Here is a 17,707-nt window from a genome sequence, read left to right as displayed (position 1 = left end):
GAAAGGAAATTGACAAGAGTGTCGTGACGGCGCAGGGCCTGCCAGGTCGGCCGGGCTACCCCACTGGCCGCAGCCGGGCCACCACGGCGCGGTGGTCCGTGCCGGTGATGTCCACGACGGCGGCCCGCACCACCGAGAATGCCGCACCATCGGCGAGGACATGGTCGATCGGAGTGCCCAGGAGCCGTGGCAGGCTCGCCGGCCAGGTTCCCACACCACCCACTCCTGCCTTGGTGGCGGCGTCGATGCAGGTGCCGAGGTCGCGCATCGGGCCGTGATCGAGCGTCGCGTTGAAGTCGCCGGCCACGATGGCGCCGGGAATCTGCGGGCACAGCCCGGCAGCGTCCGCGACTTCGGCACGCCACCATCGCATGCGCTCGGTCGCCCCGGGGAACACTGGTGGGGCGATCGGGTGCACGGCGATCAGGGTGGGTCCCGTTCCGTCGGCCGGGACGACGTGAACCGACCCGGGTGTCGACGCAGCCGCGGGGACGTACTCCCCGAGCGTGTCTCGCACCAGCAGTGCGGTCCCGCGTGGATCTGCGCTCAAAGGCACTCCCGTGCCGTCGAAGACAGTGAATGTCAGACCGGCCACGGCGAGCGCCCGGACCATCTCGTCGGTGTCGCCCGCCTCAGGCACCATCACCACGTCTGCCCCTGCGCCCGCGATCACATCGACGACGCGCGCCGTGTCCCCGCTGCCGCCAAGCATGTTCACCGCGACCACGGTGACGTCCCCGGGCTGCGCGGTCTCGGCGAGCGGCGGCTGGGTGTCGGAGGTTCCGCGCACCAGCACGACCCCGAGGTGTCCGGCCGCCACCACAGCGGCGATCAGGGCGAGCGTCACCAGGCGAGGCGCCCGGCCGTCGGAGAGCAGCCGGACCAGACCCGCCAGCAGGGTCAGGAGCAGGGCGGCGATCAGGCACGCGGCCGCCGCCCAGGGGCGCACCGCGATGAGCTGCGCCACGCCGTCCGCCATCGATAGACCGAGGACACCGGGAGCAAGGGTGGCGAAGAACGCCGCCCCGATCCCCACCACCAGTACCCATCCGAACGCTCGCATGTGCCGATCCTGCGCGACGCACGGGCATCAGGGCATCGGCCCACGGTCGGGTGACCTCTCGCCGTCGGTCCCCCTCTGGGTGGACGCCCGGCTCATCCCGACCGACCGAAGTGACCGGAGTCGCTACTCCTGGCCGACTTGGCCGGTCAGCGTCCAGACCTGCGGCACGGCGGTGCCGCCCGGACCGTCACCAAAGGTTGCGAACCCGTCAAGATGCTGGTTGATGAACTCCTGCCACCGTGCGTTCGCCGGGCTCGACTCGAGTGCGATCATCGCGCCCTCGAAATCGTCGCAGTCGACGAGGTGGAACAGGTCCCGGCCACTGCGCCAGATCCGCCACTCATGGACACCCAGACGGGCAAACTCTGCGGCCAGGTCGTCCGGGATGTGCTGGTGGTCGCGCTCGTAGGCCTCTTCGTGGCCTTCCTTGAGCCGGGAGTGCAGGGCGATAGTCATGGCGTCCTTTCCTGGTGATCGGCATCGAGCGAGGCCGCTGCCGAGATCCGTGCGTAGGAGGAATCGATGTGCTCGAGCATGGCGACGCGAGCCGCCTCCGGGTCCCGGCCCCGAACGGCGCTCAGGATGGCCGCGTGTTCGTCGTTGGTGTCGTGGACGAAGGTATGCCGGAAGTTGAGCCGATACAGGTGCATGTGCGCGCGCAACCGCACGATCGATTCCTCCAGCAACGGACTCCCCGAGGCGTTCGCCACGACATGGTGGAAGTGCATGTCCTCGTCGATGAACTGCCGGTAATCCCCGTACCGGTCGGCGCCACGGGCGGCTCTGACGCCGTCGGACCTCATCGCGTCCAGCAACGTGGCCAGCTGCTCCCCGACCCCTGTCGCGGCACGTTCGGCGGTCCGACGGGCGGCTTCCGGTTCCAGCAGTCGGCGCATCTCATACAGGTCCCGCATCCCCGCAGCGTCCAGCAGCGGCGCCGCGACATACCCCTTCAGTGCGCGCTTGACCACCAGGCCCTCCACCTCCAGTCGGGTGAGGGCCTCACGGACCGGTGTCGGGGAGACGTCCAGTTCACGGGCAAGGCCGTCGATGCTGGCGCGTTCCCCTGGGCCGATCACCTGGTCCATCAACAGCGCGAGCACGGCGTCGTAGACATCGTCCACGAGCGCCCGCCTCGCCGGAAGGCGTCGATCCACCGCATGCCCGGATTCACTGACCACCATCTGATGCTACGCATCCCGTCCGTCGCCGCAGACCTTCATCACGCGACTCGGAGTCGTTCCAGCGCGTCCATGTCCCAGGCGATACCCAGACCCGGATCCGTCGGGGCATGCGCCAGCCCGTCAGCGACCTCGAGCTCACTCGTGGTCACCGCGCGCAGCTGGGGGATGTGCTCCAGGTACAGCGCGTTCGGTACCGCGCAGGTCAGTGAGGCGTGCAGCTCCATCAGGAAGTGCGGGGCGACGGTGGCGTTGAATGCTTCGGCGAGGTGGGCGATCTTCAACCACGGTGTCACTCCGCCCACTCGTGCCACATCGGCCTGGACGACGGCGGCTGCACCGCGCTGCAGATACTCGCGGAAATGGCCGAGGGAATACATGCTCTCCCCCACCGCCACCGGGATCGAGGTGGCCTGGGCAAGGCGTTCGTGCCCTGCCACATCCTCGGCCGGGAGCGGCTCCTCGAACCAGAACACGTCCACCTGCTCGAACAGGCGCGCCCGCCGGATCGCCTCGGCGGCGGTGAACGACTGGTTCGCATCCACCATCAGATCCATGCAGGGCCCGACGGCGTCCCGCACCGCCCGCAATCGCTCCAGGTCCTCGTGGCCCCGGGGTTTGCCCACCTTGATCTTGACTCCGTGCATCCCGCGACGCTGCGACGCCACCGCGTGCTCGACGAGTTCGTCAGTGCTCAGGTGCAGCCAGCCACCCTCGGTGTCGTACACCGGCACCGTGGCCGAGGCGCCACCGGCCTCCACCCACAGCGGGCGTCCGGCCAGGCGTGCTTTCGCGTCCCACACCGCGGTGTCGGCCGCGGCGAACGCCAGGGCAGCGATCACCCCGACCGTGGTGGCCCGGGTGCTCGTGAAGAGCGCCCGCCAGGTCGCCTCAGGACGCGTGGCATCCTGACCCACCAGCACGTCCAGCAACGTCGTGCGCAGCAGGCTCAGCACCGCAGCGCCTCCGGTGCCGATCGTGTAGCTGTACCCGAGGCCCTCGGTGCCGTCCGTGGTCCGGATCCGCACCACGATGGTCTCCTGCTTCAGGAAGGCCTGCACGGCATCGGTGCGCACCGCCTCCACGGGGATGTCGCACAGGAACGCCTCCGCGTGCACGATGCGCCCACGGCCAGGGTCACCGTCCTGGCCGGCAGAACCGGCCGCCGTCGGGAGTGGCACGCCCGGAACAGGTTGTGTCGTCGTCATCTCATCGTCCTCCCAGCCCCCCGAGGGAGACCCCTTTGATCAGCTGCCGCTGCAGCAGCACCACCATGAGCAGCGAAGGAATGACGGCCATGGTCGAGGCCGCCATCACCAAGGACCACTGCGTGCCGTACTGGCCGGTGAACATGCCCAGTCCGAGCGGCACCGTGGCCTTGTCCTGGCTGTTGATCACGATCAACGGCCAGAGGTAGGAGTTCCAGTACCCGATGAAGGAGAACACCGCGAGCACGCTCAGCGGCGCCACCAGCTGGGGCACCAGGATGGAGAAGAGCGTGCGCAGCCGACCCGCGCCGTCGATCCGGGCCGCTTCCTCGTACTCAGCCGGAACGGTGAGCAGGAACTGTCGGAGCAGGAAGGTTCCGAAGGCTGTGAACGCGAACGGGAGGATCAGCGCCACATAGGTGTCGATCAGCCCCAGCTCGTTCATGAAGATGAACAGCGGCACCACCAGCACTTCCTGCGGCAGCACGAGCGTGAGCACATATCCCTGGAAGAGCGCGTCGCGGCCGCGGAAGTGCAGCCGCGAGAAGGCGTAGGCCGAGAAGATTGCCACCAGCACGGCCAGCGACGCACCGAGCACAGAGACCACGAACCCGTTCACGATGAACCGCCCGAACGGCACGATCGTCCATGCTTCGGCGAAGTTCGACCAGCGGATCTCGCTGCCGAACGCCCGCGGCGCACCGAACACCTCTGTCTCCGGTTTGAGCGCCGTGAGGAACATCCACACGAACGGGAACGCGAAGATCGCTGCCACCACCGCGATGGCCCCGGTGTTCAGCCAGGTCGCCACCTCACGTCGACGAGTGGCACGCGCACGGACCTGAGGCACGCCGTCACGCATAGTTCACCCACCTGCGTTGCCCAGCGAACTGCACAGCCGTGATGAGCATGACCACCAGGAAGAGGATCCACGCCAGCGCTGAGGCGTACCCGAGCCGGTCGAAGACGAACCCGTTCCGATAGAGGTAGAGCACGAAGGTGTTGGTCGCCTCACCGGGTCCACCCTGGGTGAGGAAGAGCGGCTGCACGAACACTTGGAAGGCCCCGATCATCGTCATCGTCGATGCGAAGAACGTCGACGGCGAGAGGATCGGGAGCGTCACGTACCGCACCCGGCTCCATGCGCGGGTGCCGTCGATCCGGGCCGCCTCCATGATCTCCCGTGGAATCCCCGACAGGCCGGCGGAGAGCACGATCACGTTGTAGCCGAACGACTGCCACACGGACATGACGATCACGGAGAGGAGCGCCCAGCGCGAGTCCGAGAGCCACAGCTGCCCGTCGATGCCCGCCGTGGCGAGGGTGGCGTTCACCAACCCTCCCTCGGAGAGCATCAGGCGCCACACCAGCGCGTTCGCGACCATCGGGGTGATCACGGGCAGGAAGAAGATCACCCGCCACAGTCCTGTGGCCCGCATCCTCGTCTGCAACCAGAGCGCGATCGCCAGGGCGAGCGCGAGGTTCGCCCCCGTGTAGACCACCGCGAAGATGACGGTGTTCACCAGGACTGTGTAGAACGTGGGATCGGCGAACAGCTTGACGTAGTTGCTCAGCCCGATGAACTCACGATCACCGAAGATCGGCCACTCGAACAGGCTGATCAGCGCCGATCCCACCAGCGGAAGCAGCAGGAACGCGCCGAACCCGATCGCACCGGGGGCGAGGAATGCCACCGCCACCCAGGATTCCCGGACCGGCCGGCGGCGCGAACGCGCCGGCCGGTCCATGGTGAGGGACGCCGTCATCAGCCTGCCGCCGACGCCGCCGAGTTCGAGATGAGCTCCATGATCTCGGCAGCCGTCATCTCGCCCCGGTATCCCTGGGTGGCGTACTGCGTGGTCAGCGTCTCCACCTGGTTCCACGTCGGTGTGGTGAGCTGGGCCGTGGCGTTCCCGAGCAGTGCGGCGATCACGTCACCGGCCCCCTCGGCCTTGCCTTCCTGCCATGCGGGGAGGGCATCGATGCGCGCCGGGACGATGCCGCGCTCGGCGGCCTGGGTCTCCTGCACGCCCTGGGACGTGAGCGCGACGATCGCCTCGAAGGCTTCCTCCGGACGATCGCAGTTGCTCGCGATCCCGAAGCCGGAGCCGGCGGTCATCGCCGTGGCCTCACCGGAGGTGCTCGGCACGATCGTCAAACCCATCTCGAACTCGGCCGATTCGGCGAACGTGCCGTACATCCACGGGCCTTCGATGAGCATGTCCACCTCCCCGTTGATAAAGGCCTGCTGCGCCAGTTCGCCGGAGTCCGAGGCTTCGGGAGCGCGGGCGACCTGCTCGACGGCCACGAGGTCGTAGTAGCTCTGCATCTGAGCCACGAACTCCGGATCCGTCAGCGCCAGCTCACCGTCCTCAGTGACCGCAGGGACGCCGTCGGCCAGTGCCCACGCGTTCGGGATGAAGATCCCTGGCGTGATGGCAAGGGCATAATCCTCACCATCGGTGAGCGCACGGGCGTCGTCGAGGAACTGCTCGCGCGTGTAGGTCGTAGTCGGCAGGTCGAGGCCGGCCTCGGTGAACGTGTCCTGGTTGTAGTACAGGACGATCGGCTCGGCGTCGTACGGGATAGCCCGGACGCTTCCATCTACGGTCATCCCCTGCAGCATCGACGCGTCGATGGCATCGGTGTCGAGATCTTGCTCGGCAATCAGGTCGTCCAGGGGCATGAGCAGGGCCTCGAGCTCCTGCGCTCGTGCCGCCTGCGTGGTGAGGATGCAGGGCGGGTTGTCCCCGGAAAGACGGGTCTTCACCTTCGTCCAGTAGTCGGTGAAGCTGGGGCCTTCGACAGTGATCTCGAGGTCCGGGTCCACCTCCTGGGCGCCCGCGATGAACGAGTCCCACTGGGCTTGGTCGGACTCGCCGCTGACCCAGGTATACATGGTGAGCGGACCGTCGTCGGGGGTCTGGGAACCGCCGCCGGAACATGCGGCGAGGGCGAGCATGGCCGCAGCCGAGGTCGAGGCGAGGGCAGCGCGGGTTCGGTTCGAGCGATTCAGTGGCACGGGAGACTCCTTCGTCAGTGCAGCAGGGTGGGACAGTCAGCGCAGATCGATCGCGATCACGTCGAGGACGCCGGACGGGCTGTCGGGAGCGGCGATGCGGAGTTCGCCGAGATCGCGATCGGGGTCGGCATCGGGGCCGAGGTGGTAGTCGTGCTCGAGCTCGAGTCCGTCGGCGAGTCGGTAGACGCGCTGCACCCGCCCGATCGGGATACCGCGGACCGCGAACTCGCCGACCGGTTGCATGACCAGATGCAGGTACAGGCGTCCGGGTCGGGTCGTCGTCGGACCGTGGAAGTCCACCGCCTGGGTCGGGGCCACTCCGATCACGGACTCGGCGTGCTGAGACATCCAGGCGCCGATCTGCTCCAGCAACGTCGTCTGGTCCGGGTTCAGCGAGCCGTCGCCGCGCGGACCGATGTTCAGCAGGAGATTGCCGCCGCGGCCGGCCACATCGCACAGTTCGGCGATCAGCCTGCGGGCGCTCTTGTTCCGCACGTCGTCCGGGCGCCACGCCCAGTAGTCCCCGATCGTCTGGCACAGCTCCCAGGGCCCGTCCGGCGGCACCAGCGGGTACGCCTGCTCGGGCGTGGCATAGTCGCCTTGGCCGAGGAGCCGATCGTTGATCACCACGTTCGGTTGCAGCGACTTGATCAGTGCGCGCAGATCCTCGGACTGCCACTCGGCGATCGTTCGCTCCCACTGACCGTCGAACCAGAGCAGGTCGATCTGCCCGTAGTCGGTGAGCAGCTCGGTCAGCTGGCCACGGAGATAGTCGCGGTAACGCTGCCACGCAGCGTGATCGGCGCGCCGGTGCTCTTTCGTTCCCGGGCGCGTGTTCACCTCGACGCCGTCACGCACGCTCCAGTGCTCACCCGGATACGGCCTGTCGGCGTCCGTGAAGGCCGGGTAGTCGGGGTGATTCCAGTCGGAGAGGGAGTAGTACAGACCCACCCGGATCCCCTCGGCGCGCATGGCATCCACGTACTCCCGAGTCAGGTCCCGGCCTGACGGGGTGCTCGCGACTGAGAAGTCCGAGTGAGCCGAGCGGAACATCGCATACCCAGCGTGGTGGCGCGCGGTGAAGACCGCATACGTAGCACCGGCCTCGCGAAGCAGCCGTGCGAGTGCCGGGGCGTCCCACTCTGTGGGGTCAAAAGTGGCCGCGCTGGACTGGTACTTCTCGACGGAGACGTGTTGCTCGGGCACAGACGTGGTCGGGATCCCCGCGCCACCCACCAGCGGCCAGGAGATCTCCAGGCCCTGCTGACTGGCGTGGTCCCAGTGGATGAAGACGCCGAATCCCGCACCGGTGAACCACTCCCCACCCGGGATCTGGCTGACGGCCCTGCTCAGTGCTGCAGTGCTGGTGTCACTCACGACGTTGACGCCTCTCTTCGTTGAGCCTCTTTCCTATAGGATAGATGCTACGGGATCTGAGAACAAGATGGGAAGACATGACGGAGCCAGCCAGACTCCGGCAATCCCACCGCCATCGACCATCAGTGCAGCCCGGATAAAGTGGCTGGGAGACAAGGAGGCCACCACATCGCCTGCACAGGACTGAGCGCGTTTCCCCTCACCCCGATGCGTGACGACGCCGTGGACGAGCGCGCGTTCGCTGCCCAGGTCGCTCGGGTGGCGGCGTCGGGCGTCGACTCGATCGGCGCGCTGGGGTCGACCGGCGTGTACCCCTATCTGAGCCGCGCCGAACGGGCGCGGGTGGCCCGGGTGACCGTGGAGCATGCCGACGGCGTCCCGGTGATCGTCGGCGTCGGATCGTTGCGGACCTCGCACGTGCTGGAGCATGTCGATGACGCCGTGGAGGCAGGTGCCGCGGCAGTGCTGCTGCCCGCGATGTCCTACCACCCGCTCACCGATGACGACGTGATTGGGCTCGTGGAGACGGTTGCGGCGCACAGCCCGGCGCCGGTGATCGTCTACGACAACCCGGGAACGACACACATCACCTTCACGCAAGAGCTGTATGCGCGGGTGGCACGCGTGCCAGGGGTGGTGTCGATCAAGATTCCCGGGGTACCGACCGAGCCGGCGGCGGCGCGTGAGCACGTCGCGACGATCCGTGGTGCGGTGAGTGAGGACGTCACCATCGGCGTCTCCGGCGACCCGTTCGCCACGGCCGGGCTCGCCGCCGGGTGCGACGCCTGGTACTCGGTGATCGCCGGCACCGTGCCCGAGGTGGCGGTACGACTGGCACGCCCGGCGCTGGCAGGCAACGCTGCGGAGGCCGATGCCGAGAACGCGCGGCTGGCACCATTGTGGCAGCTGTTCACCGAGATGGGAGGCAGCATCCGGGTGATCGCCGCCATCGCCGAACTGCTCGGGATTGCCGAGCAGCCGTGCCTCCCGCTCCCGATCCGCGGGCTGGACGGGGAGCAACGACGGCGGGTGGCGGCGGTGCTCGAGACGCTCGACCATGCGGCGGAGCCCGACCGGGATGAGTGAGGCGCGCCCGGGTGAGGGGCACCCGAGTGGCTCGCCGCCCGAGCAGGGCAGGTCGCCGTCCGACGGTGACGCACAGGGCGCGGCGCCTCCCGGGGCCACCCCTCCACCGACGACCACCTCGCGGGTGGCGCTCGCACGGTGGCTCACCTCCTACGCCAGCTTTGCCGTCCCGCAGGCTGCCGCACCGATCGCGTTCGCCCTCGTGGCGCTGCCACTGACTGGGACCGCAGACAGCGGTGCCGCCATGGTCCTGGCGATGACCGCCGCCCAGGTGATCGGCGCGGTACCGGTCACTCGGATCACTCGCAGGATCGGGACGACCACCTCGGTGCGATTGTTGGTGGCGATCCGGACCGTCGCGCTCGTCGCGGTGGCCCTGCTGGCGCACCTGGCGGCACCTTTCCCGTGGCTGGTGGCAGCTGCGGCTGCGGCCGGACTGGTCAGCGGTGCGGCCTACGGTCATCTACGGACGACGCTCAATCATGTGGTTCAGCCCTGGCGGCTGCCGCGCGCACTCGGGATCGCGGCGACCATGAACGAGGTGGTGTTCGTGAGCGCTCCGGCGCTCGCCTCGCTGCTCGGCTCGATCTCCGCACCAGCCGCGGTGCTCGCGCTGGCTGTGCTCGGGGCGGGGTCGTTCGTGCTCGTACCGCGGGTCGCGTCGGCGGCACCATCGACGCCGAAGTCGGCGCAGGAGATCTCGGCGACCGCCGCAGCGTGGTCAACAGTCAGCTCGGAGACTGCTGCAGACGCTACTCCGACCGAGGCGGCCGCACCTACCCGGCGGAGACCGGCAAGTCTGATCACGCCCGAGATCGCCCTGTGGTTGCTGTGCGCCACCGCCGGGTCCGCAGCGGTGGCGGGGATCGAGGTGGGCGCCGTGTCCCTAGCCATCCGCTTCGGGCTCACTCCGGCGGCCGGCTTCCTTTTCGCTACGACGCTCTGCCTGGCCTCGGTCGCCGGCGGCATCTGGGTGAGCGCCCGGAACAGGACATCGCCCGCGGTCACCGTGGTGGTGCAGTTGCTGGTGACGACGGTCGGCACCCTGCTGATCGCCGTTGGTCCGGCGTTGTGGACGACGCTGCTCGGTGCGGTGCTGGTCGGGGCACTCCTGGCTCCACTCGGAACGCACTACTCGCTGACCCTCGATCGCCTAGCGCCCGAGCCTCGACGGGCGGAAGTCTTCGCACTGCTGCGCACCGCGCAATCACTCGGGATCATCGCGGTGAGCGGGCTGCTCACCCTCACCTCACTCCCGGTAGCACTGGCCGGGTCAAGCGTGTTGATGGCGGTGGCCACCCTCGCGGCCGCGAGCGGACTCTGGCGGTCCAGGAGGCTTTCCGCGTATCGCCCCTGAGGTGGTGGGAGCGGCGGGTCACCCCACCGCGCATCCATGGCGGGTGTCACCCGGACGGGTACCGAGGCCTAGCCACCCGACGGAACCTATGGCCGCGCCACCCGGACGGCACCTGTGGCCGCGTTAGCCAGCCGGTCACCGGTGGGCGGGCACCGGGACCAACCGCCCGGCACGCTCAATGGGTGGACTACTCGTCTCACTTCCTGGCAACCCCGCCCTTTGCGAGGCGCTGCCGAGACCGCGTGCTCCAGGGGCGTATCTGTGGACAACCGTGGTCGAGCGCAACGTTGTGCGGCATCCACCCGCGGCTGTCCACAACCGCACACGCGATGCACCATTGTCCACAAGTAGGACGCGGATTTTTCCGCGTAATACCAACGAAAAATGTTGCTCTACACGCACGCCCGTTCTAGGCTGAGAGCACGCCCCAACCACACATCACACACCGCTGAGGAGGTGCCCGGTGACCACCACGATCGACACCCACCCGGGCACCGAGCCGACCGACACCATCACGGTCGTCAGTGCCCCGGAGCCGACCAGCAACACGGGCACCAGCACCAGCGACAGCTGGATCGACACCGGCCGAGCTGGCGACCGTGATGGCCAGGGCACCCGTCCCACCGCCAGCACGACGAGTGAGGTGGCGGCTGCGCAGGTCGAGCACCGCCTGGACCAGATCACCGCCGAGCTGGACGCGCTCGTGCAGATCGACCTGCAGGAGCTCGCCTCCGACCGGCTGACCGGACTGGTCGACCAGGTCGAGAGCGTCGAACGACGCCTGCACGCCTTCACCCACCAACTGGCCACCACCATCGAGGCTGACGGCACGTGGGCCCTGACCGGCTACCGCAGCCTGCCTACCTGGTGGGCGGGCCACACGCGCCGCCGCCTCGGCCCCACCCGCACCCGGATCCGCACCGCCACCCTGCTACGCGACCACCTCCCCCTCACCCAGGCAGCACTCGCAGCCGGCACGATCAGCGACGATCACGCCACCCTCCTCGCTCACCACGCCACCAGGACACCCGTCCTGATCAGCCAGCTCACCGACCCCGACATTGGCGAAGCATTCCTCGTCCGCCAAGCCACCCTGCTGGGTGCCGACCAGTTCCGCCGCGCCCTCCAAGCCTGGGCCATCCGCGCCGACCCCGAAGCCGCTGACCGCAACTGGGTCGCCGACGCGGACAAACAACACCTCTTCGTCTCCGAAACCCTCGACGGCTACGCCCTCAACGGCTGGCTCACCCCCGAGAACGGCCACGCCCTCAGGATCGCCCTCGAAGCCATCGTCGGCGTTCCCGACACCAGCGACGACCGCAGCCCCTCCCAACGCCTGGCCGACGCGCTGATCACCCTCACCCACCTCACCCTGGACTCCGGAACGCTGCAGCCCGGTGCTCGAATCCGGCCGCACACCACCGTCACCGTCGACGCCCACACGCTCCACCGCTTGGTCACCGACCACACCAGCGGCACCAACGAGGAACACCACCGCCGCAACGACACGAACCTCGCAGGTAGCACAGGCGACCCCGCCGATTCGGGCTGCAGCGCACGCCCACCGACCGGCCCCGGCCCTGGCGCCGAGACTGGCGCGGGTACTAGCGCCGGTACCGGCACTCGCACCAGTGAGGTGCCCGACGGCACCACCATCGCCACCCGGATCGACTACACCGCCATGACGGGTACCGAGCCCGCCATGCTCGATGACGGCACCCCACTGAGCCCCGCGCAACTCGCCCATCTCGTGTGCGGCTCCGAGTTCACCCGCGTCATCTTCGACCCCGAGGGCCAACCGCTCGACGTCGGACGGGCCCAGCGGCTACACACCCGCGCACAGGCCACCGCCATCGTCGCCCGCGACAAGCACTGCGCCTACCCCGGATGCACCGCACCACCAGGCTGGGGCGAGATCCACCACAGCATCTGGTGGTCCCGCGGCGGACACACCAACACCCACCACGGCATCCTGCTCTGCCGGTGGCACCACCGGGTGGTCCACCAACGCCAGATCGCCATCACCAGACACCACGACCACTGGCACTTCACCCGAGCAGGCGGACATCCCATCAGCTACCGCCACCCACCGCCCTGCGAACAGCCCCACTGGGACCCACCACCGCGAGAACCAGCCCTGCTCGAGTGAAAGCGTTCCCGACCGACCGGCGCGCACCGATGTGTCATGACGTGTCACGGTTCCCGGTGACCGCTGACGGTGCGAGCGGGCCCGTCCTCGGCCGGCGCGCAGTTCTGGCCGAACTGGCGCTCCAAGCCCCCTTCGTCGTCCCGATCTGCACCAGGACCGACACCGCGACCCCACCACCCGGTCCAACTCTCTGAGCACGCCGACACCACCAGCCCATTCCCCAGGCAACACCCAGCCGCCAGGGCTACCCTGACTCGCATGACCGAGGAAGCGACGCGGGACGAGCCCTCCACGAGTTCACCCCGGATCCCCGTCACCCTCTCCAGCGTGAGCGTGTATCCGCGCAAGACGCCGTACGCCTTCGAGATCGCCGCCGAGCTCGGCTACGACGGGCTGGAGCTGATGGTCTGGTCCGACCCGACCAGCCAGGACGTGAAACATCTGCGGCGCCTCGTCCAGCGTTACGACCTCCCGGTCCGGAGCGTGCATGCGCCCACGATCCTGCTCTCCCGCCGGGTGTGGGGCTCGTCTCCCCGAGGCAAGCTGGACCGCACCGCCGACCTCGCACGCGAGCTCGGCGCGAGCACGGTGGTCGTGCACCCGCCATTCCGCTGGCAGTACCGCTACGCCCGGGGCTTCGCCGAGCACGTCCACGAGGTGAACGCCGAACCGGACCTGACGATCGCCGTCGAGAACATGTACCCCTGGCGCGGCGGCAAACGGGAGATGAAGGCTTACCTTCCCGGCTGGGACCCGACGGAGCACGACTACGACCAGGTGACCCTGGACGTCTCCCACGCCGCCGTGGCGCGGCAGAACAGCCTCGACCTGCTCGACGTCTTCGCCGACCGGCTGGCACACGTGCACCTGGCGGACGGGACGGCGTCGATGATGGATGAGCACCTCGTACCCGGCCGGGGCGACCAGCCGTGCGCCGACCTGCTCGGTGAGCTCACCCGGCGAGGCTTCGCCGGGGACGTGGTGATCGAGATCCAGACCCGCCGCGCCCGCACAGCCGCCGAGCGGGTGGCCGACCTGCAGGCCTCACTCACCTTCGCCCGCACGTACCTCGACCCGGCCCACCAGGTGGACTACACCCCTCCACCCGGGCCGCACCACCGGCACCTGGACGCCTGGTGAGCTGAGGGAATCTAGCCACGGCCGAGCCACACGTTCTCGCACAGCAACTGCCCCGAACCGCTACTTGGCGCGGGTACCGTGGGTGCAGCACGCTCTCCTGCCTCCCACCGAAAGACTCCTGCTCAGGTGACCGACGCGCTCCCCGGCGGCACGCCGTACGAGATCCTCGGGGTGCCCCGCGACGCACCCGCCGAGACGCTCCGGCGTGCCTACCGCCGTCGGTTGCGGGAGACGCACCCTGATACCGGCGGCAGCGCCGACGGGTTCCATCAGGTGCAGCAGGCGTGGGAGCTGGTGGGCACACCCGCGGCACGTCGCGCCTATGACGCGCGCTCGGCGCGCACCACCCGCCCCACGGACCGGTCCAGGAGCGCCTCGCCCGCTCCGTCGGCGAGCACGCCCGACGACGGCCCTCGGGTCTGGACGGCGGGGCGCACCTCGGGCGAGGCTCGCCCCCGCCCGAAGGCCCGTAGCCACGGACACCCCGGCGGATGGTCCCGAGAGCGGTACCTGACCCTGTTACGCGAATGGGTGGGCCGCGGGGTGGACATCCCCGATCCGTACGACGCCACCTTGGTCGCCCGTGCCCCGCGGGAGATCCGGCACGCCCTCGCCGATGCGCGTGCGGAGGAGGCCACCGCCCGGGAGCTCGCCACCTTGGGCTCGGCGTTCACGATCTGGCACGACGTCGCCACTGCTCGCGGTCACGAGGGGTGGAGCCGCGACGCCGGTGCCCCCCGGACCGACCCGGCCAAGCTCGACCATGTGATCCTGGGCCCGACCGGGCTGATCGTCGCGCAGTCGGAGGACTGGGGAGCGCCCGTGCGGCGCAAGGGCAAGGAGCTGGTCAGCGAGGGGCTCGCTGCCGGGGAGCGGCCGGTCAAGGCACTCACCCGGCGCGCTCGGGTCACCCGCAGCTGGGGCGTACGACACTCGGCGCTGCTGCTGGTGCTCGAGGACTCTCAGCTCGAGGCCATGGCCGTCCCGCTGGGCGGCAGCCGCGGGGTACCCCGGTTCGCGATCCGCCGCAGCGCCCTCGCGGGCACGCTCACCGTCGGCCTGCCCGGTGTGCCGATCGTTGCTGAGGACCAGATCTTCGACCAGCGCACCCGGCTGCACCAGGCGATTCGGTTCGCGTGAGCCCACGGCCGGCCCCGTCTACCCCGTCTGCCGAGGAAGAAGCGAGCGTCGGCGACGAACCTCACCGCCAGTGCGGTCAATCTCGCTCACTCAGTGAGATTTAGGCGAGATCGCGCGCACTCGCTGCGGCATAGGAGGCCGGGATCGCGGGCGGAACAGGATGACGCCACTGCCTGCGCACCGCCACCAGCAACAGCGCCGAGATGGTCATGACGCCGACCATCACCCCGGCCATCGCCTGGGCGGTCCCGCCGAGCAGCCCGCTCACCGGGGAGACCAGGGCACCGAGCACGAAACCCATCGCCCCGTTCAGGGCGGCGGCCGACCCGGCCCGGTGGCCGTTGTGCTCCAGCACGATCGCGGGCACTGACGGCATCACGAAACCCACGGTGCCCAGGGTCGGCACGAGCAGCGCCAGCAACAGCCAGAACCCTTCCCCCTCGGCCACCACCAGGGTCACCACGAACAGGGCCAGGGTAAGCAGCCAGCCCACGGTGATGGCCGCCGTCACGATCCGTTCCGGACGCATCCGCCGTACCAGCGCACCGTTGATCTGCGAACCCGCGGTGACGGCCAGCGCACCGGCACCGAAGATGTAGCCGAACTGGCTCTCGGTGAGCCCGAAGCCCTCCTGGAACACAAACGTGGAGGAGGAGACGTAGGTGAACATCGCCCCCATCGCGAAGGCGCCCATCAGTACCGCTCCGATGAAGGACCAGTCGGTGAGCAGCGACCGGTAGGAGGCGAGCGCGGCACCGATCCCGCTGCTCCGGCGGCGCTCCCGCGGCAACGACTCCTTGAGGAACACCCACGCCACGACCAGCATCAGTACCCCGAACACGGCGAGCACCCCGAACATCATGCGCCAGCTGCCGAAGCGCAGAATCTGGGCACCGAGCGTCGGCGCCAGGATCGGGGCCACGCCCACCACCAGCATCAGCCGGGAGATCACCGTGCCGATGCCCATCCCGCCGAACCGGTCCCGCACGACGGCCAGCGCGAGCACCATGCCGGCGCCGCCGGTGAGGCCCTGCACCACCCGCAGGAGGGTCAGCGCCTCCACGTTCTGCACGCCGATGATCGCGAGCGAGGAGAGCACGTACACCGCCAGCGCGATCAGCAACGGCCGGCGCCGGCCGTAGGAGTCCGAGAGCGAGCCGATCACCAGCTGCCCCACCGCGAGGCCGGCCAGGGTGGCCGTCATCGTCAGCTGCACCTTCGCCGGGGAGGTGTCCAGATCGGTGACGATCTGCGGGAAGGCAGCGAGGTACAGGTCGATGGTCAACGGGCCGATGGCGACCAGCGCGGACAGCAGCAGCACGAAGCCGAACCCGAGGCGCTCCCGGGTCGGCGCAGGGAAACTCATAACGGCGGCAACACCGGCCCCGCCGCCCCTGTTCCCCTCCCAGCGAAATCCGACGTCGATCTGGCTGTGGCATGGGTCACAGTGGATGGCGCGCTGCTACTCGATGGCGATATCGGTGAGCCGCCACGCCTCGTCGTGGGGGTTCACGAGCTGAACGGTCACGGTGTCCTGCACGGCCAGTCCGGCGGGGTAGATCAGCACCGAGGTCCGGGTGTCTCCGCCGTCCAGCCGGGAGAAGGTGGCCAGGTCCGTCAGAGGCACGACGGCGTCCGGTTGCGCAGGTGAGGCCCCGTGCAGTGCCGGGATGGTTGCCGTGCTGCCGTTCATGACGGCGACCCCCGCCATCGTGCGCAACGTGTCCAGCCCCGCGGGGCCGGCGAACGTTCCTTGGTACACGGCCGGGCCGGCCACGGAGTCGACCGCATCGTCGGTGGCGGTGGTGTGCAGCTCCACCACCAGGTGGTCGTCCACGATCCTGGCGGTGGGCGCCTGGATCAGGAAGCTGCGGTTGCCCACCTCCCACTCGATGCCCTCGGCACCGGTGGCCTCCAGTCCCTCGAACTCGATCGGTTCGGTGGCCTCGACCACCTCGGCGGAGGCGGGTGTCTCCACGACGAGCTCCACCCGTCGGTTCGCGGCTCGGCCGCTCGAGGAGGAGTTGTCCGCCACCGGTTCGGTCTCGCCACGTCCGGACACCTCGAGCGGATAGACCTCGGTGTCGATCAGGTCTTCCAGCGTCTCGGCGACGGCCGCGGCCCGCCGTTCGGAGAGGTCCTGATTGTGCGCATCGGAGTCCCGGTTGTCGGTGTGGCCGATCACCTGGACGGGTCCGGGCTCGCGCTCCTGCACGTCTGCGGCGGCTGTCTCGATCACCGCGAGCGCGTCGTCTGTGAGTTCGGCGGAGTCCACGTCGAAGAGCACGTCTGAGCCGAGTGCGATAGTCAGGGACTGGTCGCTGCGCTCGGTGCGGGTGGTGGTGACCATGTCCACCGAGAACTCCGAGAGCGAGGCCACGTCGGCGGAGGCGACGTCGTCGATCGGGAGTTCCTCGTCGCCACCGGCGGCGGGCACCTCGGCGTCGATGACCGGGATGTCTTCCACCAGCCCGCCCTGGGGGACGAACAGCGTGAGCGCATCGGCACCGGGATCGCCGTAGAGCACCTGCAGGCGTTCCGAGCCGTCGGCGTTCTCGGCGGAGACAAAGATCGTCTCGTCACTGGCGTCGAGGGCGGGTGCGACGGCCTCCTCGTCGGGCAGGTCGAGCAGGCGGAGGCCCACCCAGTCCTGGAAGCTGGTGCCGCTTCGACTCGCCCACGGTGCCCTCAGGGCGCGGACGATTCCCCGGTCGGTCACCTCGGCCGGGTCGTCCGCCGTCATGTCGAGGGTGAGCACCAAGCCGGCATCGGTGCGCTCCAGCGGGAGCACGTCGGCGGTCACGGTGGCCGGGCCCAGCCCGATCTCCACCTGGGCGACCGAGGCTTCCGGGTCCACGCTCTCGGCATCCTCGTGCTCACCGGCTCCGGTCTGGTCAGTCCCGGTGGGCTCGTCCGGTTCGGAGGTGCAGGCCGCGAGCAGCAGGCATGCGGCGAGAGCCTGTACGGCGAGCTTCTTCATCGGG

At 69.2% G+C, this 17,707-nt stretch carries 15 protein-coding genes; 5 read left to right on the top strand and 10 right to left on the bottom strand.

What is annotated here, in order from left to right; genetic code table 11:
- Positions 1 to 55 precede the first annotated feature (55 nt).
- From BLU77_RS15740 to BLU77_RS15705, 8 genes are all read right to left on the bottom strand, one after another.
- Entirely contained in the window at positions 56 to 1,063 is a 1,008-nt protein-coding gene (locus tag BLU77_RS15740) for an endonuclease/exonuclease/phosphatase family protein (RefSeq protein ID WP_089774008.1), read from the bottom strand.
- A 123-nt stretch (positions 1,064 to 1,186) separates the two neighbouring features.
- Positions 1,187 to 1,519: an L-rhamnose mutarotase gene (locus BLU77_RS15735; protein WP_089774007.1), complete on the bottom strand. Its 333-nt coding sequence runs from the start codon at positions 1,517 to 1,519 to the stop codon at positions 1,187 to 1,189.
- Entirely contained in the window at positions 1,516 to 2,244 is a 729-nt protein-coding gene (locus BLU77_RS15730; RefSeq protein ID WP_245708900.1) for a GntR family transcriptional regulator, read from the bottom strand. Before BLU77_RS15730 ends, BLU77_RS15735 begins: the two co-directional genes overlap by 4 nt.
- 41 nt (positions 2,245 to 2,285) lie before the next feature.
- A complete protein-coding gene (locus BLU77_RS15725) occupies positions 2,286 to 3,452 on the bottom strand; it encodes a mandelate racemase/muconate lactonizing enzyme family protein (protein ID WP_089774005.1) in 1,167 nt (388 codons plus the stop codon).
- A gap of 1 nt (position 3,453) precedes the next feature.
- On the bottom strand, positions 3,454 to 4,314 hold the full coding sequence (locus BLU77_RS15720; protein WP_089774004.1) for a carbohydrate ABC transporter permease: 861 nt from the start codon (positions 4,312 to 4,314) through the stop codon (positions 3,454 to 3,456).
- Complete coding sequence (locus BLU77_RS15715) at positions 4,307 to 5,218, bottom strand: carbohydrate ABC transporter permease (RefSeq protein ID WP_089774003.1); 912 nt, start codon at positions 5,216 to 5,218, stop codon at positions 4,307 to 4,309. The genes BLU77_RS15720 and BLU77_RS15715 overlap by 8 nt, the downstream gene beginning before the upstream one ends.
- Entirely contained in the window at positions 5,218 to 6,474 is a 1,257-nt protein-coding gene (locus BLU77_RS15710; RefSeq protein WP_245708899.1) for an ABC transporter substrate-binding protein, read from the bottom strand. The genes BLU77_RS15715 and BLU77_RS15710 overlap by 1 nt, the downstream gene beginning before the upstream one ends.
- Before the next feature lie 36 nt (positions 6,475 to 6,510).
- Positions 6,511 to 7,851, bottom strand: coding sequence for an alpha-L-fucosidase (locus BLU77_RS15705; protein WP_089774002.1), 1,341 nt, complete (start codon positions 7,849 to 7,851; stop codon positions 6,511 to 6,513).
- Between the two features lie 168 nt (positions 7,852 to 8,019).
- Here BLU77_RS15705 and BLU77_RS15700 point away from each other — a divergent pair, with 168 nt between their 5' ends.
- The 5 genes from BLU77_RS15700 (at position 8,020) to BLU77_RS15680 (ending at position 14,723) form a co-directional block, all read left to right on the top strand.
- Complete coding sequence (locus tag BLU77_RS15700) at positions 8,020 to 8,937, top strand: dihydrodipicolinate synthase family protein (RefSeq protein WP_089775893.1); 918 nt, start codon at positions 8,020 to 8,022, stop codon at positions 8,935 to 8,937.
- The gene (locus BLU77_RS15695; protein ID WP_175477145.1) at positions 8,930 to 10,294 is read left to right on the top strand and encodes an MFS transporter; all 1,365 of its coding nucleotides are present in this window, start codon (positions 8,930 to 8,932) and stop codon (positions 10,292 to 10,294) included. The genes BLU77_RS15700 and BLU77_RS15695 overlap by 8 nt, the downstream gene beginning before the upstream one ends.
- Positions 10,295 to 10,757: 463 nt before the next feature.
- Entirely contained in the window at positions 10,758 to 12,443 is a 1,686-nt protein-coding gene (locus BLU77_RS15690; RefSeq protein ID WP_089774000.1) for an HNH endonuclease signature motif containing protein, read from the top strand.
- Between the two features lie 258 nt (positions 12,444 to 12,701).
- Positions 12,702 to 13,583, top strand: a complete 882-nt coding sequence (locus BLU77_RS15685; protein ID WP_089773999.1) for a sugar phosphate isomerase/epimerase family protein — start codon at positions 12,702 to 12,704, stop codon at positions 13,581 to 13,583.
- 126 nt (positions 13,584 to 13,709) lie between these two features.
- Positions 13,710 to 14,723 (top strand): J domain-containing protein, encoded by a 1,014-nt coding sequence (locus tag BLU77_RS15680; RefSeq protein ID WP_089773998.1) that lies wholly within the window; start codon positions 13,710 to 13,712, stop codon positions 14,721 to 14,723.
- Positions 14,724 to 14,823: 100 nt separating this feature from the next.
- Here BLU77_RS15680 and BLU77_RS15675 read toward each other — a convergent pair whose 3' ends face one another.
- Together BLU77_RS15675 and BLU77_RS15670 are read right to left on the bottom strand one after the other, a co-directional pair.
- Positions 14,824 to 16,089: a multidrug effflux MFS transporter gene (locus tag BLU77_RS15675; protein ID WP_089773997.1), complete on the bottom strand. Its 1,266-nt coding sequence runs from the start codon at positions 16,087 to 16,089 to the stop codon at positions 14,824 to 14,826.
- Positions 16,090 to 16,185: 96 nt separating this feature from the next.
- A complete protein-coding gene (locus BLU77_RS15670; RefSeq protein ID WP_089773996.1) occupies positions 16,186 to 17,703 on the bottom strand; it encodes an OmpA family protein in 1,518 nt (505 codons plus the stop codon).
- Between the last annotated feature and the right edge of the window lie 4 nt (positions 17,704 to 17,707).

The sequence above is a fragment of the Ruania alba genome (assembly GCF_900105765.1).
In the GTDB taxonomy this organism is placed as follows: Bacteria; Actinomycetota; Actinomycetes; order Actinomycetales; family Beutenbergiaceae; genus Ruania; species Ruania alba.
The sequence above is the reverse complement of the archived record's forward strand: the minus strand, read 5'-3'. Positions and strand labels throughout refer to the sequence as shown.

Excerpts from the sequence above, each read along its gene's own strand:
- BLU77_RS15740 (WP_089774008.1), bottom strand. The coding sequence starts at position 1,063 with ATGCGAGCGTTCGGATGGGTACTGGTGGTGGGGATCGGGGCGGCGTTC.
- BLU77_RS15735 (WP_089774007.1), bottom strand. The coding sequence starts at position 1,519 with ATGACTATCGCCCTGCACTCCCGGCTCAAGGAAGGCCACGAAGAGGCC.
- BLU77_RS15725 (WP_089774005.1), bottom strand. The coding sequence starts at position 3,452 with ATGACGACGACACAACCTGTTCCGGGCGTGCCACTCCCGACGGCGGCC.
- BLU77_RS15720 (WP_089774004.1), bottom strand. The coding sequence starts at position 4,314 with ATGCGTGACGGCGTGCCTCAGGTCCGTGCGCGTGCCACTCGTCGACGT.
- BLU77_RS15715 (WP_089774003.1), bottom strand. The coding sequence starts at position 5,218 with ATGACGGCGTCCCTCACCATGGACCGGCCGGCGCGTTCGCGCCGCCGG.
- BLU77_RS15695 (WP_175477145.1), top strand. The coding sequence starts at position 8,930 with ATGAGTGAGGCGCGCCCGGGTGAGGGGCACCCGAGTGGCTCGCCGCCC.
- BLU77_RS15685 (WP_089773999.1), top strand. The coding sequence starts at position 12,702 with ATGACCGAGGAAGCGACGCGGGACGAGCCCTCCACGAGTTCACCCCGG.
- BLU77_RS15675 (WP_089773997.1), bottom strand. The coding sequence starts at position 16,089 with ATGAGTTTCCCTGCGCCGACCCGGGAGCGCCTCGGGTTCGGCTTCGTG.
- BLU77_RS15670 (WP_089773996.1), bottom strand. The coding sequence starts at position 17,703 with ATGAAGAAGCTCGCCGTACAGGCTCTCGCCGCATGCCTGCTGCTCGCG.